General features: G+C 67.2%; 17 protein-coding genes. 1 reads left to right on the forward strand and 16 read right to left on the reverse strand.

The window, feature by feature from the left end:
- Positions 1–63: 63 nt before the first annotated feature.
- The 11 genes from LKO27_RS07420 to rpsP all read right to left on the reverse strand — a co-directional run bounded on the left by LKO27_RS07420 (position 64) and on the right by rpsP (position 8,099).
- Positions 64–378 (reverse strand): DUF2469 domain-containing protein, encoded by a 315-nt coding sequence (locus tag LKO27_RS07420; RefSeq protein ID WP_227736625.1) that lies wholly within the window; start codon positions 376–378, stop codon positions 64–66.
- On the reverse strand, positions 375–1,007 hold the full coding sequence (locus LKO27_RS07425; RefSeq protein ID WP_227736626.1) for a ribonuclease HII: 633 nt from the start codon (positions 1,005–1,007) through the stop codon (positions 375–377). Before LKO27_RS07425 ends, LKO27_RS07420 begins: the two co-directional genes overlap by 4 nt.
- 1 nt (position 1,008) lies before the next feature.
- Positions 1,009–1,818, reverse strand: coding sequence for a signal peptidase I (gene lepB, locus LKO27_RS07430; protein WP_227736629.1), 810 nt, complete (start codon positions 1,816–1,818; stop codon positions 1,009–1,011).
- Between the two features lie 146 nt (positions 1,819–1,964).
- A complete protein-coding gene (gene rplS, locus LKO27_RS07435; RefSeq protein ID WP_227736631.1) occupies positions 1,965–2,312 on the reverse strand; it encodes a 50S ribosomal protein L19 in 348 nt (115 codons plus the stop codon).
- Between the two features lie 181 nt (positions 2,313–2,493).
- A complete protein-coding gene (locus LKO27_RS07440) occupies positions 2,494–3,249 on the reverse strand; it encodes a succinate dehydrogenase/fumarate reductase iron-sulfur subunit (protein WP_227736633.1) in 756 nt (251 codons plus the stop codon).
- Complete coding sequence (locus LKO27_RS07445) at positions 3,246–5,249, reverse strand: fumarate reductase/succinate dehydrogenase flavoprotein subunit (protein WP_227736636.1); 2,004 nt, start codon at positions 5,247–5,249, stop codon at positions 3,246–3,248. The genes LKO27_RS07440 and LKO27_RS07445 overlap by 4 nt, the downstream gene beginning before the upstream one ends.
- On the reverse strand, positions 5,249–5,953 hold the full coding sequence (locus LKO27_RS07450; RefSeq protein WP_227736637.1) for a succinate dehydrogenase cytochrome b subunit: 705 nt from the start codon (positions 5,951–5,953) through the stop codon (positions 5,249–5,251). Before LKO27_RS07450 ends, LKO27_RS07445 begins: the two co-directional genes overlap by 1 nt.
- A 119-nt stretch (positions 5,954–6,072) precedes the next feature.
- Positions 6,073–6,765: a tRNA (guanosine(37)-N1)-methyltransferase TrmD gene (trmD, locus tag LKO27_RS07455; protein ID WP_227736639.1), complete on the reverse strand. Its 693-nt coding sequence runs from the start codon at positions 6,763–6,765 to the stop codon at positions 6,073–6,075.
- Positions 6,762–7,280: a ribosome maturation factor RimM gene (gene rimM, locus LKO27_RS07460; RefSeq protein WP_227736640.1), complete on the reverse strand. Its 519-nt coding sequence runs from the start codon at positions 7,278–7,280 to the stop codon at positions 6,762–6,764. Before rimM ends, trmD begins: the two co-directional genes overlap by 4 nt.
- An 83-nt stretch (positions 7,281–7,363) precedes the next feature.
- Complete coding sequence (locus tag LKO27_RS07465; RefSeq protein WP_227737244.1) at positions 7,364–7,612, reverse strand: RNA-binding protein; 249 nt, start codon at positions 7,610–7,612, stop codon at positions 7,364–7,366.
- Position 7,613: 1 nt separating this feature from the next.
- Positions 7,614–8,099 carry a 30S ribosomal protein S16 gene (rpsP, locus tag LKO27_RS07470; protein WP_227736642.1) on the reverse strand — a complete coding sequence of 162 codons (486 nt, stop codon included), beginning with the start codon at positions 8,097–8,099 and terminating at the stop codon, positions 7,614–7,616.
- A gap of 203 nt (positions 8,100–8,302) precedes the next feature.
- On the opposite strand from rpsP, the gene LKO27_RS07475 reads away from it, so the two are divergent.
- Positions 8,303–8,650: a metallopeptidase family protein gene (locus LKO27_RS07475; protein ID WP_227736644.1), complete on the forward strand. Its 348-nt coding sequence runs from the start codon at positions 8,303–8,305 to the stop codon at positions 8,648–8,650.
- A gap of 4 nt (positions 8,651–8,654) precedes the next feature.
- Here the strand turns inward: LKO27_RS07475 and LKO27_RS07480 are convergent, their stop codons facing one another.
- The 5 genes from LKO27_RS07480 to LKO27_RS07500 all read right to left on the reverse strand — a co-directional run bounded on the left by LKO27_RS07480 (position 8,655) and on the right by LKO27_RS07500 (position 14,123).
- Entirely contained in the window at positions 8,655–9,848 is a 1,194-nt protein-coding gene (locus LKO27_RS07480) for a S49 family peptidase (RefSeq protein ID WP_227736646.1), read from the reverse strand.
- Between the two features lie 131 nt (positions 9,849–9,979).
- Positions 9,980–11,089: an amidohydrolase family protein gene (locus LKO27_RS07485; RefSeq protein ID WP_227736648.1), complete on the reverse strand. Its 1,110-nt coding sequence runs from the start codon at positions 11,087–11,089 to the stop codon at positions 9,980–9,982.
- A gap of 22 nt (positions 11,090–11,111) precedes the next feature.
- Positions 11,112–12,668, reverse strand: a complete 1,557-nt coding sequence (gene ffh, locus LKO27_RS07490; RefSeq protein WP_227736650.1) for a signal recognition particle protein — start codon at positions 12,666–12,668, stop codon at positions 11,112–11,114.
- Between the two features lie 84 nt (positions 12,669–12,752).
- Entirely contained in the window at positions 12,753–13,889 is a 1,137-nt protein-coding gene (ftsY, locus tag LKO27_RS07495; protein WP_227736652.1) for a signal recognition particle-docking protein FtsY, read from the reverse strand.
- Positions 13,890–13,919: 30 nt separating this feature from the next.
- The gene (locus LKO27_RS07500) at positions 13,920–14,123 is read right to left on the reverse strand and encodes a hypothetical protein (RefSeq protein WP_227736654.1); all 204 of its coding nucleotides are present in this window, start codon (positions 14,121–14,123) and stop codon (positions 13,920–13,922) included.
- Positions 14,124–14,130: the final 7 nt, after the last annotated feature.

Below are 14,130 nucleotides of genomic sequence, written 5' to 3' on the forward strand. Positions count from 1 at the left end.
CCGGACGGGCGAACTCCTTTGTCCACAGCCTTTCGACAAGCCAAGTGCAACCTGACAGAAGGCTCAGGACTTGTCGTCTGGGACCTGGAAGTCGGAGTGCGCGATCTCCTCGATCGAGACGTCGCGGAAGGTCAGCACCTTGGCGGACTTGACGAACCTTGCCGGGCGGTACATGTCCCACACCCAGGCGTCCCCCATGGACACCTCGTAGTAGACGTCACCGCCCTCGGTTCGGACCTTGAGGTCGACCGCGTTGCACAGGTAGAACCGTCGCTCGGTCTCCACCGCGTAGGTGAAGATGCTCACGACATCCTTGTACTCGCGGTACAGGTCGAGTTCCAGCTTGCTCTCGTACTGTTCCAGGTCCTCGGCGCTCATGGTGTGCCAACTCTAGCCGTTCTGGCCACGTTCTCGAATCGCCAGCGATGGATCGGGGATGGTCCGTGCTCATCGAGGGCACGCTGGTGGGCGGAGGTGCAGTACCCCTTGTGGACGGCGAAGCCGTACTCGGGGAACTCTTGGTCGAATGCCACCATCATGGCGTCCCTCGCCACCTTCGCGACGATGGAGGCGGCCGAGACGCAGGCCGCCACCTTGTCACCCTTCCAGATGGCCAGCCCGGGGGCGCCGATGCCATCCACGGGGAATCCGTCAGTCAGGACGAACGCAGGACGCACCGCCAATCGGGCCACGGCGCGGCGCAGGCCGGCGAGGTCAGCCTGGTGCATGCCGAGCGCATCGCACTCCTCGTTGGGAACCACGGCCACCTCAACCGCGATCGCCCTGCGACGGATCTCCACATCCAGCCGCTCTCTGGCTGCAGCGGTGAGGACCTTGGAGTCGTCGAGTCCCTTGATCGGGCGGTTCGGATCCAGGATGACGGCGGCCGCTACCAGGGGACCGGCGCAAGCTCCCCTGCCCGCCTCGTCGGCACCGGCCACGGGCGCGAGGCCTGCGCGGTCCAGGGCTCTCTCGTAGCCGTAGGGTCCTCTTCCTGGCCGCAACACGTCAGCACCCCGGGTTGGCTTCGATGATCTCGGCCTGCTCGGGCGCCGGGAACTCCGGGTCCGGAATGGTGGAGAAGGTCTGGGGCACCGAGAACGTCGAGAGCCGGTCCAGCGGGGCGACGATGGCGACGGCAGCGCCCACCACGTTCTCCACCGGGACGAAGGCGTCCGACCCGGGCGCATCCCCCTGGCTGTGGTTGGTGAGCCTGCACCGGGAGTCCGCCGACTGGTTGCGGTGGTCTCCCATGACGAAGATGTGGTCGGCCGGGACGACGATCTCGAACGGCACGGTGGCCGGTGCCACTTGCACGCCACTCTCCGAATAGAGATAGGCGGACTCCTCCAGCGGGGTGCCGTTGACAGTGATGCGCCCCTCGTCGTCAGGGAACTTGACCCGGTCCCCCGGCATCCCGATCACGCGCTTGATCAGGTGCTCGACGCTGGAGTTGGGCAGGACTCCGATGAACTCCAGAGCCCGCTCCAGGGCGTTGTCCCTGGGTGTGGCTGGCGCCAGCCAGTTGTGCGGGTCCTCGAACACGACGACGTCGCCACGCTGGAAACCGCCGAACTTGGCCACCACCACCCTGTCGTTGATCAGCAGGGTGTTCTCCATGCTCCCGCTGGGGATGATGAACATCTGGGCCACGAAACCGCGCAGCAGGGTGGAGATGACGAGCGCCCCGATGAGGATGACGGCTCCCTCGCCGAGCCATCCGAGGGCCCGCCTGCCGAAGGACCTCTCCTTCGCCGCCCGTCTGGGAGCTTCCGCCTTCGCTGGTTCCCCGACGCTTGGCTGTTCTTCGGAATGCACAGGTTGCGCCCCTTCAGTCGCTGATGGCGGCAACGCCGCTGCACTGGATGATACCGCCGGATGACTGGCCGACCTCACAGCCGCTCCGGCAACGGCAAGGGCCGCCGGTCGAAGACCGACGGCCCGATGCCATGGAGACAGTGGGTTCAGCGCTTCTCGCGGATCTTGGCCGCCTTGCCGCGCAGGCCGCGCAGGTAGTACAGCTTCGCGCGACGGACGTCACCGCGACGCTCCACCTCGATCCTGTCGATGATGGGGCTGTGCAGCGGGAAGGTACGCTCCACGCCGACGCCGAAGCTCACCTTGCGGACGGTGAAGGCCTCTTGGACGCCACCGGCGTTGCGGGCGATGACCACACCGGCGAACACCTGGACGCGCGAGCGTGAGCCCTCGACGACCTTCACGTGGACCTTGACGGAGTCACCGGCCCGGAAGGCTGGGATGTCGTCGCGGAGGGAAGCCTTGTCCAGCTCCTGGATAAGCACGTTTGTCATGTTGTCCTCGTCAGTGCCACAGGTCACCGCGGTTTGGTTGGTTCACGCTCATCCCAGACGATCCCCCCGTGGCAGGAGCTGGTGCGAGCCGGTTGCCCAGTGGCAACAGCTAGTGATTATGCCACAACGCAGGCGGGCGGGCCAAAGCGAATGCCTGGCCCGCCCTTGCGCGCTGGTGGTCCTACTTGCCGTCCGCCATGAAGAGGGACTTCACGAGGTCCTTGTTCAGCTGCGAGATGGATTCCAGCGGGATGCCCTTGGGGCAGACCGCCGCGCACTCACCGATGTTGGTGCAGTTGCCGAATCCCTCCTCGTCGTGTGCCGCCACCATCGACTTCACCCGCGAGTACCGCTCGGGCTGTCCTTGGGGCAGCATCGCGAGGTGCTGGATCTTGGCCGCGGTGAACAGCATCGCCGAACTGTTGGGACAGGCGGCGACGCAGGCACCGCACCCGATGCAGGTGGCGTTGTCGAAAGCGACGTCAGCCTCTCGCTTGGGCGCCGGGGTGGCGTGGGCGTCCGGTGCCGAACCCGTGTTCGAGGAGATGAACCCCCCGGCCTGGATGATGCGATCGAACGCGGAGCGGTCGACGGCCAGGTCCTTCAGGACGGGGAACGCCCCGGCCTGCCAGGGCTCGATCTCGATGGTGGCGCCATCCTCGAAGGAGCGCATGTGCAGCTGGCACGTGGTGGTGCGCATCTTGTCCGCACCGTGGGCGACACCGTTGATGACGACGCCACACATGCCACAGATACCCTCGCGGCAGTCGTGGTCGAACGCCACCGGCTCCTCGTTCGCCATGGTGAGGTTCTCGTTGAGCAGGTCGAGCATCTCCAGGAACGACATGTCCTCGGAGACGCCGTCGATGTCGTAGTCCACCATGCGGCCCGTTGCGTTCGGGCCGGCCTGCCGCCAGATACGTAGCTTGAGCTTCACTTGTAACTCCGTTGCTTCAGTTCGATTGCCTTGTAGTTGAGCGGCTCGCGGTGCAGGATCGGCTGGCCGCCCTCACCACCCCACTCCCAGGCACCTACGTAGAGGAAGTCGTCATCGTGGCGTAGCGCCTCGCCCTCCTCCGTCTGGGACTCCTCGCGGAAGTGGCCACCACAGGACTCCCGACGGTGCAGGGCGTCGATGCACATGAGCTCACCGAGTTCGAAGAAGTCGGCGACGCGTCCGGCGCGCTCGAGGGCCTGGTTGAAGTCCTCGTTCACGCCCGTGACTCGGACGTTCGACCAGTACTCGTCCTTCAGCTGCCGAATGAGGCCGATGGCCTTGATGAGGCCCTCCTCGGTGCGGCTCATGCCGCAGTACTCCCACATGATGTTGCCGAGTTCCTTGTGGAAGGAGTCCACGGAGCGGGTGCCCTGGATGGACAGCAGCTTGTCGATGCGAGCCTTCGCGGATGCGACTGCCTCGACGACGTCGGGGTGGTCCTCCGGCAGCTTGGCGAACGGGGCATCAGCGAGGTAGTCGTTGATGGTGTTCGGCAGGACGAAGTAGCCGTCGGCCAGCCCCTGCATCAGCGCGGACGCCCCCAGGCGGTTCGCGCCGTGGTCGGAGAAGTTCGCCTCGCCACACACGTAGAGACCCGTGATGGAGGACTGCAGGTCGTAGTCCACCCACAGGCCACCCATCGTGTAATGGACGGCCGGGTAGATGCGCATCGGCACCTCGTACGGGTTCTCCCCGGTGATCTGGGCGTACATGTCGAACAGGTTGCCGTACTTGGCTGCAACCGCAGGCTGGCCCAGGCGTTCGATGGCGTCGGCGAAGTCGAGATAGACGCCCCGGCGCACCATCGACTCGTTGCCGCCTGCGTCGATCTCCTTGACGGCGGGACCAACACCGCGCCCCTCGTCGCACATGTTCTTAGCCTGCCGCGAGGCGATGTCACGCGGGACCAGGTTGCCGAAGGAGGGATAGATGCGCTCCAGGTAGTAGTCGCGGTCCTCCTCGGCGATCTCGCGCGGATCCTTGGCACAGTCCTCGGCCCGCTTCGGGACCCAGATGCGCCCGTCGTTGCGCAGCGATTCCGACATGAGCGTCAGCTTCGACTGCGTTTCGCCGTGCACCGGGATGCAGGTGGGGTGGATCTGCGTGTAGCAGGGGTTGGCGAAGTAGGCACCCTTGCGGTGGGCGCGCCATGTGGCGGTGACGTTGCAGCCCATCGCATTGGTGGAGAGGAAGAAGACGTTGCCGTAGCCACCCGTGGCGAGCACGACGGCGTCGGCGGTCCAGGACTCGATCTTGCCGTTGACCATGTTCCGGGTCACGATCCCGCGGGCCCTGCCGTCGACGAGGATGAGTTCGATCATCTCGTGGCGGGTGTGCATCTTCACGGTCCCGGCCGCCACCTGGCGCTCGAGTTGCTGGTAGACACCGATCAGCAGCTGCTGGCCTGTCTGGCCGCGGGCGTAGAAGGTGCGCTGCACCTGCACGCCGCCGAAGGAACGCGTGTCCAGCAGGCCGCCGTACTCACGGGCGAACGGGACGCCCTGCGCGACGCACTGGTCGATGATGTTGGCCGAGACCTCGGCGAGACGGTAGACGTTGGTCTCGCGGGCGCGGTAGTCGCCACCCTTGACCGTGTCGTAGAACAGCCTGAAGGTGGAGTCGTTGTCGTTGCGGTAGTTCTTGGCGGCGTTGATGCCACCCTGGGCGGCGATCGAGTGCGCGCGGCGGGGGCTGTCCTGGTAACAGAAGTTGTGGACGTTGTAGCCCGCCTCGCCGAGCGTCGCGGCGGCGGCGCCTCCGGCCAGGCCGGTGCCGACGATGATCACCGAGAGCTTGCGGCGGTTGGCGGGGTTGACCAGCCGGGCCTGGAACTTGCGGGTCTCCCAGATCTTGGCGATGTCGACGTCGGGCGCCTTGGTGTCGGCGATGTCGGCACCCTCGGTGTAGAGGTCGGTGGGGGTCGTTGTCGAAGCAGTCATCAGATAGCGATCCATCCAAAGAGTACGGCCACCGGCGGGAGCATGAAGCCGATGTAGAGCAGCACGGCGACGGCGATGCCGAGCCAGTTGAGCCACTTGCGCGAGCGTGCGGAGGAGTTGGCCCCGAGAGTGGTGAATGCACTCCAGAAACCATGCCTGACGTGCATGCAGATCACCGCCATCAGCACCGCGTACAGCAGCACCATCCACCACTGCTGGAAGGTGAGCACGAACATCTCGTAGGGTCCGGCGTTCGGGTCGAAGCCCGGCGTGATCACCTTCACCGTGAACTGGAGCAGGTGGAAGATGATGAAGCCGGCGACGATGATGCCGCCCCAGCGCATGGTGCGCGCGGAGTAGGTCTGGGCCTGGCTCCGGAACTTCTGGTAGCCCGGACCCCGGACCGACAGGGTCTGGCGGCTCAGGCTGATCGCCGCCCAGATGTGCAGCACCACCGATGCCAACAGGCCGACGCGGAAGATCCAGATGAACCAGCCCTTGGGGACGATCGGGTAGAGGATGTCGCCCTTGAGCCAGTGCGCGTAGTGGTCGAAGGACTCGGCCCCGGCGAACATCTTGAGGTTGCCGTACATGTGCATGAGCAGGAAGGCGACCATGATGAGGCCGGTCACCGCCATGATGACCTTCTTCACCACGCTCGAGCGCAGAGCCCGCTGGTGTGTAGAGAGAGTTGTAGTTGCCACGGAGGTCACTTTAGCCACATGGCCGTCCGGATTGCGGTCCCGGGTCCGATTGCACCCGGCGCGTCGCCCGAAAACCATTTTCGCGCGAAATGCCTAGCGAAAGTACGGTCGCGAAGGGGTCAGTCGAGCAGGTCCGGCCGACGACTTCGGGTCCGCTCCAGCGCCTGCTCACGTCGCCACTGCTCGATCAGTGCGTGGTTGCCGCTGAGCAGTACCTCCGGCACCCGCCTGCCCCGCCACTCGGGTGGCTTGGTGTAGTTCGGGTATTCCAGCATCGGATGGTCGGGCGAGTGCGACTCCTCCACCAGCGAGGCCGGGTTTCCGACCACCCCGGGCAGCAGCCGGACGACGGCCTCGGTGATGGCCAGGACCGCCACCTCGCCCCCGTTGAGCACATAGTCCCCGAGGCTGACCTCCAGCAGGTCGTGGTGCTCGGCGAACTCGTCGAGCACCCTCTGGTCGATGCCCTCGTAGCGACCGCAGGCGAAGACCAGCCTGGGACGCTCGGACAGTTCGTGGGCGATGGCCTGCGTGAACGGTCGACCTGCCGGGGTGGGGACCACGATCGTCATGGGAGTGGGATCGGCCGCGGCGAGCGCGTCGATGGCCTCGCCCCACGGCTCGGGCTTCATCACCATGCCCGCTCCCCCGCCGTACGGGGTGTCGTCGGTGGTGTGATGGCGGTCGTGGGTCCAGCCGCGCAGGTCGTGCACGTGCGCCTCGACGATGCCGCCCGCGATCGCCTTCCCGACCAGGGACAGCGACAGCGGCGCCAGGTAGTCGGGAAAGATCGTGACGACGTCCAGTCTCACTCCAGGTCCTCCAGCAGTCCTTCGACCGGGGCCAGTGTGACCGTCCCGGCGACGAGATCCACCGAAGGCACGATCGCCTTCACGAACGGCACGAGCCGCTCGCCGGTGGGAGTGTCCACCTGGAGGACGTCCTGGGCAGGCAGATGCAACACCTCGGAGACGAGTCCCACCTCGACGCCGTCGGCGTCCAGCACCCTGAGGCCCACGAGGTTCCGGTCGAAGTACTCCTCGGGCTCGCTGGGCCGCTCGTCGGCGGGGACGTCGGTCAGCAACTCCTCACCGCGCAGGGCCTCCACGGCGGTCCGGTCGGGGTAGCCGACGAAGGTCACCTGCAGGCGCCCGCGCTGCCAGGTCACGGTCTCGATCTCGACTTCCCCGCCCCCGCTTCGTCGGAGCCGGGCTCCCGGGATGAACCGGCGGCCGGGCTCATCGGTGCGCAGGTCGATCGCAACGGCACCCTTGATGCCGTGGGCGCGTCCCACCCGGCCGACGATCACCTCAACGACGTCACCCATCGCCAGTCCTCCCAATCAAGTTTCGCTGCGAATGCGAATGCCCCGGACCATTTCGGATCCGGGGCACCCAGTGTGCTCTGCCCTCAGCGGCGACGGGGGCGGTCCACGTCCACGAAGTCGACGCGGACCTGCTCGTTGCCGGCCAGCGCACCGACGACGGTGCGCAGTGCCTGGGCGGTGCGGCCCTGGCGGCCGATCACCTTGCCGACGTCATCGGGGTGTACCCGGACCTCGAGCAGGCGGCCACGTCGGAGGTCCTTGTCCTTGACGCGCACGTCGTCGGGGTTCGAGACGATCCCCGCGACGAGGTGCTCCAGGGCCTCGGCGAGCATCTCAGGCCTCATCGGCGGGAGCGGCCTCGGTCTCGGCGGGGGCCTCGGACTCGACGTCCTCGGCCGGCTTGGCCTCTTCAGCAGGCTTGGACTCCGCCTTCGCCTCCGCCTTGGCGCGGGCCTTCGAGATGGCCGGTGCGGTGGCGTCGCCGTCCTCGGCGAGCGCCTTGGCGAACTCGGCCTCGCGGTCGCGCGGCTCGGGCTGCGGGTCCACGCCGGAGGGCGAGGTGTCGCCGGTGAACTTCTGCCAGTCACCCGTGCGCTTCAGGATGGCCACGACCGCCTCGGTGGGCTGGGCGCCCACGGAGAGCCAGTACTGCGCGCGCTCGGAGTCCACCTGGATGACCGACGGGTCATTCTTGGGGTGGTAGAGGCCGATCTCCTCGATGGCCTGACCGTCACGGTGGGACCGGGAGTCCATGATGACGATGCGGTAGTGCGGTGAGCGGATCTTGCCGAACCGCTTCAGACGAATCTTGGTTGCCACTGGTGTGGGTTCTCCTGTTTGTTCTGTCTGGTGAACAGACGAGTTGTGTGGTGTGCGACGCGACGTGTGGGGCACGCCGCTCGCAAAGCCGGATGGACCGTGCCGTCGGAGTTAGAGGGCGCCGACGAGCACAAGTGCACAGGCAATTGTGCCAGACTGCAGCCCTCTCGCCCAAAAAGTTGCCCCACTACTAGCATCGGGGCATGGAACTGTCGGAGGAACGATTCGACGCGCTGGTCGACGAAGCACTGGGAAACCTGCCGACCGAGCTCCTCGACGGCCTCGACAACGTTGTGATCGTGACCCAGGAGGAGCCCGAAGACGGTTCGGACACCCTCGGCTGGTACGAGGGCACCGCCCTCACCGAGCGCGACACCAGCTACGGAATGGGGCAGTTGCCTGACCGCGTCGTCCTGTTCCGCGGTCCCCTCACCCGCATGTGTGAGGACGAGGACGAACTCCTCGACGAACTCGAGGTCACGCTGGTGCACGAACTTGGCCACTACCACGGGATCGACGAGGAGCGATTGCACGAACTCGGCTGGGGCTGAGCAATCATCCGCACACGAGCGAGACGTCTCCGGCGAAGACCAGCGGTGCCGTGCCCCCACAGATCCCGCGGTTGAGGAACGGCAGTTCGCCGGCTGCCGGCTCCAGCGCGGGTGCTGCGCCGTGGACCCGCTCGATGCCCAGCAGGGACTCGAATGGCCCGGGAGCGGCGAGCGCCTCGACGACCGTGTCGTCCGGATCCAGACCCGCCTGCGTGGCAGCCTCCCGGTAGAACTCGTCGCGCCCCAGCGTGCCGTCGATGAGTCCCACGGCCTCGGCCTTGCCCGGCTCGAAGACCGCCGCTCCGAGTTCGTTGACGATCCGGTCGGCGTCGATGCCCCTGTGTGTGGCCACATGTTCGACGAAGCGCTCGTACTCGGGCTGCATCAGGTCGTCGATCATCTGCCGTTCGGCGGCGGTGAGTTCGCGGAAAGGCTGTCCCCAGTCCTTGCCGGTGCCCTTGGTGAAGTACTCCTGCGTGATGCCCCCGGTGGTGGTCACGCCGGACTCGAGGATGGAGCCGCTGGTGGCCACGACACCGTCGTAGTGGACGAAGGGCCCGTAGATGACTCCGATGCTGCCGACGATGGAGCCGTGGTCGGCGTAGATGAGGTCTGCCGGCGCGGTGGAGTAGACACCTCCCGAGGCGGACATGCCCTGGACGTGGACCAACACCTTCTGCGCCGTGCGTTCCTGGTATCGAACGATCGCATCGGAGATGGCCTTCGAGCCGGTGATGCTCCCGCCCGGGGTGTTGACGAGCAGCACCAGAGCGGCTGCGTCCTCCTTCTCCAGTCCGTCGATCAGGTCGGCAACCTCATAGCCATAGGTGCCGCCGGTCAGCAGCGCTCCCTCGTCGGGGGCGGTCATGATCGCACCGGAGACGTCGATCGCCCGCAACTTGCCAGAGGCCCCGGGATCACCCCAGATGGTCTGCGTGGTCTCCAGCTGTGAGCCCGAGCCTGAAACACCACCCACCAGGACCCCCAGCGAAATCACGGAGAAGATGCCACCGATCACCGACAGCGCCACCACCATCGCGGTCAGCCCGAGCCCGATGCCGGTCCCGATGCCGAAGCCCCGCCTGAAGCCGCCCGGTTGCCTGGGAGGCAGCGGCGCCTGCTGGTACAGCGGAGCCGGCGGCGGATAGCCCGGGGCTGCCTGCGCGGCTGAATCGGTGGGTGGGTTGGACGGGTTCATGAGTGCCTCCTGGAATGCTCTGACCACGGCAAGTGAACCAGCGGTGGAGGGCAGATCCACACCGGCAACGCGTCGCCTGTGGACAATTCAATCCAAGGTCTGAGACCGTCTCCAACCGCAGGCGGAGGCGCTCACACGGGGACGCCACGCAAAAGTTTGGCCAAGGGGTTTCCAAGGGTGGGGAGGTGTTCGCGGGGGTCGGCGGCGCAGACGATCAGGTCGGCGCTGGCACCGGGGGTGAGGTTCGAAGCCCCGAGCCATGTCCGCGCCCCCCAACTCGTGGCTTCCAGGGCGAACGCAGGGCCGGCCAGGGCCGCGAGTTCGGCCAGCTCCTCCTGGATCTGCCCGTGCGGGACGACGGTGCCGGCGTCGGTCCCCGCATGCACCTCCACTCCGGCCTCGATGGCCTTGCCGATGGTGTCCACGCGGCGCTCGTAGAGGTCCATCAGGTGCGCGGAGAACAGCGGGTACTTCTCGCGCCCGGGCTCGGCGTACTCCGGGAACCGGTTGAGGTTGATCATGGTCGGCACCAGGACGGTGCCTCGAGCAGCCATCTCGGCGATCACCTCGTCCGACATGCCCGTGCCATGTTCGATGCAGTCGATCCCTGCGGCCACCAGTTCCGCCACGGCCTGCTCGCCGAAGACGTGGGCTGTTACGCGTGCACCCTCCTCGTGGGCGACGGCGATGGCCTCCGCAGCGACGTCGGCCGGCCACAGCGGCGTCAGGTCACCCACCGAACGGTCGATCCAGTCCCCCACCAGCTTTACCCAGCCGTCTCCCGACCGGGCCTCGTGGCGCACCTGCCCCACCAGGTCCTCCGGCTCCACCTCCACCGCGAGGTTGCGGATGTAGCGCTTCGGGCGCGCGACGTGGCGGCCGCTGCGCAGGAGCCGCGGCAGTTCACCCCGTTCCTGGACCCAGCGGGTGTCCGACGGCGACCCCGCGTCCCTGACCAGCATGGTGCCCGCCGCCAGGTCGCTGCGGGCCTGGGCAAGGCTCACCTCCCGGGATACCGCACCGTCCGGCCCCAGGCCGATGTGGCAGTGCGCGTCGACGAGTCCGGGCACGATCCAGCAACCGGATGCGATCGTGGTGGCGTCCGGGACCGGCTCTGCCGAGATGACACCGTCGCGGATCCAGAGGTCCCGCGGCTCCGTCTCCGGCAGCACGACGCCGTACAGGTGAAAACTTCCCTTCGGTGCCGGCGGGTCCTGTGGGGCGGTGGCGTCGGAGGTCATGGCTGCCAGCCTAACGGCGGTCCTACTTGTTCTGGTCGAACATCTTCTGCAACTCCGGCGGCAACTCGAAGTCGTCGATGGTCTGGGGCACCTGGTCGCGCTGCGGCAGATCCAGGCCCAAAGCCTGCTGCTGCCTGCGAGCGGGGTTTCCCGAGACCTTGTTGCCACGCTTCTTCGTGGCCTTCTTGCCGCCCTGACGCTTCGCCGCACGACCACCGGGAGCGCCCGGCATCCCCGCCGGCATTCCTGGCATGCCTGGCATGCCGGGCATTCCTCCGCCCGCCATCCGCTCCATCATCTTGCGGGCCTCGACGAACCGGTTGACCAACTGGTTGACGTCGGAGACCTGCGTCCCCGATCCCTTGGCGATCCGCGCGCGCCGCGAGCCGTTGAGGATGGACACGTCGTCACGCTCCGCAGGGGTCATCGACTGGATGATCGCCTCTATCCGGTCCACCTCCTTCTCGTCGATCTCGTTGATGGCGTCCTTGAACTGCCCGGCGCCGGGCAGCATGCCGAAGATCTTCGACAGCGGGCCCATCTTGCGCAGCTGCTGCATCTGGCCCAGGAAGTCCTGGAGTCCGAACTTGTTCTTGCCGCCCATCAGCTTCTCGGCGGCGGCACGTGACTGTTCGGCGTCGAAGGTCTTCTCGGCCTGTTCGATGAGCGTCAGGACGTCGCCCATGCCCAGGATGCGGCTGGCCATCCGGTCCGGGTGGAAGACGTCGAAGTCCCCCAGTCCCTCACCGTTGGAGGCGAACATGATGGGCTTGCCCACGACCTTGGCGATGGACAGGGCCGCGCCGCCACGGGCGTCGCCGTCGAGCTTGGTGAGGACGACGCCGTCGAAGCCGATGCCCTCCTCGAAGGCCTTGGCGGTGTTGACGGCGTCCTGGCCTATCATGGCGTCGACGACGAACAGGACCTCGTCAGGATTGACGGCGGCCTTGATGTCGGCGGCCTGCTGCATCAGGACCTCGTCGATGCCCAGGCGCCCGGCGGTGTCCACGATGACGACGTCGTAGAGCCGACGCTCGGCGTGGGCGATGGCGTCCCTGGCGACCTGCACCGGGTCACCGACGCCGTTGCCCGGCTCGGGTGCGAAGACGTGCACCCCGGCCCGCTGCCCGACGATCTGGAGCTGGTTCACCGCGTTGGGGCGCTGGAGGTCCGCCGCCACGAGCAGCGGCGCATGCTTCTCGGCGCGCAGCCACTTGGCCAGCTTGCCCGCCAGCGTGGTCTTGCCTGCACCCTGCAGGCCCGCGAGCATGATCACCGTCGGCGGGCGCTTGGCGAAGCGGATCCTGCGGGCCTCCCCGCCGAGGATGGTGACCAGTTCCTCGTTGACGATCTTGATGATCTGCTGCGAGGGGTTCAGAGCCTTCGAGACCTCTACGCCGAGGCTGCGCTCCTTCACCGCGGCGATGAACTCCTTGACCACCCCGAGGTTGACGTCGGCCTCCAGGAGTGCGATGCGGATCTCGCGCATGGAGGAGTCGATGTCTGCTGCGGTCAGGCGCCCCTTGGAGCGCAGTCCCTTGAAGACGTCGGCAAGGCGGTCTTGCAGGGTGTCGAACACGTGGGTGAATCCTTCGTCAGTCGGCGTGCGCTCGGCCGGATGCGGCCGGAATCCACCCAAGGATACTTCAGGTGGCCCGCGGACTCATTCGCCGAGGATCCCGGCCACGAATCCCTCCGGGTCAAAGGGGGCGAGGTCGTCGACGCCCTCCCCCAGTCCGATCAGCTTCACCGGGACGCCGAGCTCCCTCTGGACCTGCACCACGATGCCGCCCTTGGCGGAGCCGTCGAGCTTGGTGAGCACGATCCCGGTGACGTCGACCACCTCGGAGAAGATCCGCGCCTGCGTCATTCCGTTCTGGCCAGTGGTGGCGTCGAGCACGAGCAGCACCTCGCCGACGGCGGCGCGCTTCTCAACCACCCGCTTCACCTTCCCCAGCTCATCCATGAGTCCGACCTTGGTGTGGAGGCGTCCGGCCGTGTCGATCAGCACGACGTCGACGCCTTCCTCGGCGCCCAGGCTGACGGCGTCGTAGGCGACCGAGGCCGGGTCCGCGCCCTCCGGCCCACGGACCGTCTCGACGCCGACGCGTTTCCCCCAGGTGGACAGCTGCTCTGCCGCGGCCGCCCGGAAGGTGTCCGCGGCGGCCAGGACGACGGAGTTCCCCTCGGCGACGAGGACCCGGGCAAGCTTCCCGACCGTGGTGGTCTTGCCGGTCCCGTTCACCCCTACGACAAGCACGACGGCAGGATCACCGTCGGCCGCCTCCAGGTTGAGGGACCGGTCCAGGGTGGGATCCACGAGCTTCAGGAGTTCAGCGCGCAGCACGCTCCTGGCCCGGGCAGGGTCTGCGACCCCCTCGACGGCCAGCTGCTTGCGCAGGGCGTCGGTCAGTTCGGTGGTGGGACCGACGCCCAGGTCGGAAGCGATGAGCGTCGCCTCGAAATCGTCCCAGGTCTCGGCGTCGATCTTGTCGACGCTGAGCAGGTCGGCCAGCGCCTTGGCCAGCACGTTGTTGCTGGAGGAGAGCCGACGGCGCAGCCGCGTGAGCCGCGAGGTGGGTGCCTCGATCCCTTCGATCGGCGACGCGACGGGTTCCACGTCCGCAGGCGCCTCCACAACCGCGGGCTCGGCCGGGACGGAGGGCTCCGGCGCGGGAGTGATGGCCTCCTGCTCCGGCGGTGGCTCGATCCCGCGCCGGCTCCCCCGGTAGGCGAGGATGCCTGCCCCGAGGAGGCAGAGGCCGATGAGCGCAAGGATTACCCAGAAGATCCAGTCCACGCGGTCATCCTAGCGAGTGGGGCGGAGTGCTCAGTTCTCGCGGAGGTCGAGCTTCTCAAGCACCCTCGGGGGGGTGCCATCCCCGTTGAGGTGGCGGGTGGTGGTCTCGGCCACCCTCTCCCACCTGGCTGCGCGGGGGCCGGTCAGCCGGCCGGCGGAGATGGCCACAACAGCCAGCAGACCGAGCGCGACGGCAACGGTCAGGATGATGGCGACTACAGCGATCCACGGCATGGGACCG

It is taken from the genome of Tessaracoccus sp. OS52 (assembly GCF_020687685.1).
GTDB lineage: Bacteria > Actinomycetota > Actinomycetes > Propionibacteriales > Propionibacteriaceae > Arachnia.

Excerpts from the sequence above, each read along its gene's own strand:
- LKO27_RS07500 (WP_227736654.1), bottom strand. The coding sequence starts at position 14,123 with ATGCCGTGGATCGCTGTAGTCGCCATCATCCTGACCGTTGCCGTCGCG.
- LKO27_RS07485 (WP_227736648.1), bottom strand. The coding sequence starts at position 11,089 with ATGACCTCCGACGCCACCGCCCCACAGGACCCGCCGGCACCGAAGGGA.
- LKO27_RS07445 (WP_227736636.1), bottom strand. The coding sequence starts at position 5,249 with ATGACTGCTTCGACAACGACCCCCACCGACCTCTACACCGAGGGTGCC.
- rimM (WP_227736640.1), bottom strand. The coding sequence starts at position 7,280 with ATGGGTGACGTCGTTGAGGTGATCGTCGGCCGGGTGGGACGCGCCCAC.
- rplS (WP_227736631.1), bottom strand. The coding sequence starts at position 2,312 with ATGACAAACGTGCTTATCCAGGAGCTGGACAAGGCTTCCCTCCGCGAC.
- LKO27_RS07420 (WP_227736625.1), bottom strand. The coding sequence starts at position 378 with ATGAGCGCCGAGGACCTGGAACAGTACGAGAGCAAGCTGGAACTCGAC.
- LKO27_RS07480 (WP_227736646.1), bottom strand. The coding sequence starts at position 9,848 with ATGAACCCGTCCAACCCACCCACCGATTCAGCCGCGCAGGCAGCCCCG.
- LKO27_RS07465 (WP_227737244.1), bottom strand. The coding sequence starts at position 7,612 with ATGCTCGCCGAGGCCCTGGAGCACCTCGTCGCGGGGATCGTCTCGAAC.
- LKO27_RS07475 (WP_227736644.1), top strand. The coding sequence starts at position 8,303 with ATGGAACTGTCGGAGGAACGATTCGACGCGCTGGTCGACGAAGCACTG.